The following is a 288-nucleotide window of genomic DNA, read 5'->3' as shown; positions in this document are numbered from 1 at the left end:
TTTTGCTTCTTTCAAAACTTCTTGATAAAAATCTTCAGGATTTTGTCCAGGAAGCAAGCTATATGTTTCTACATCCTTAGCTAAATCTCCAACGATCATAGAAACTGAATCTTTCATTCCTTTAGATAATCCACCATGTGAGGCAAATATTACTCTACTCATTCATCTTTCTCCTTTCTGTATTACGTCATTCACTTATATACAAGCAAATATTGTGCCATAGAAATAAGTTTACAAAAAAAAGGAGCTGTAACGGGTAAAGAAGTTTCAGCTTAATAAAAAAGGACC

1 protein-coding gene is annotated in these 288 nt (G+C 32.6%); it reads right to left on the bottom strand.

Annotation, left to right across the window (positions count from 1 at the left end):
• On the bottom strand, positions 1 to 162 hold a 162-nt coding region (locus ACZQCL_RS03870), incomplete at its 3' end, for a PTS sugar transporter subunit IIA domain-containing protein (RefSeq protein ID WP_482481889.1).
• Between the last annotated feature and the right edge of the window lie 126 nt (positions 163 to 288).

This window comes from Holdemanella sp. (assembly GCF_056804935.1).
The sequence above is the reverse complement of the archived record's forward strand: the minus strand, read 5'-3'. Positions and strand labels throughout refer to the sequence as shown.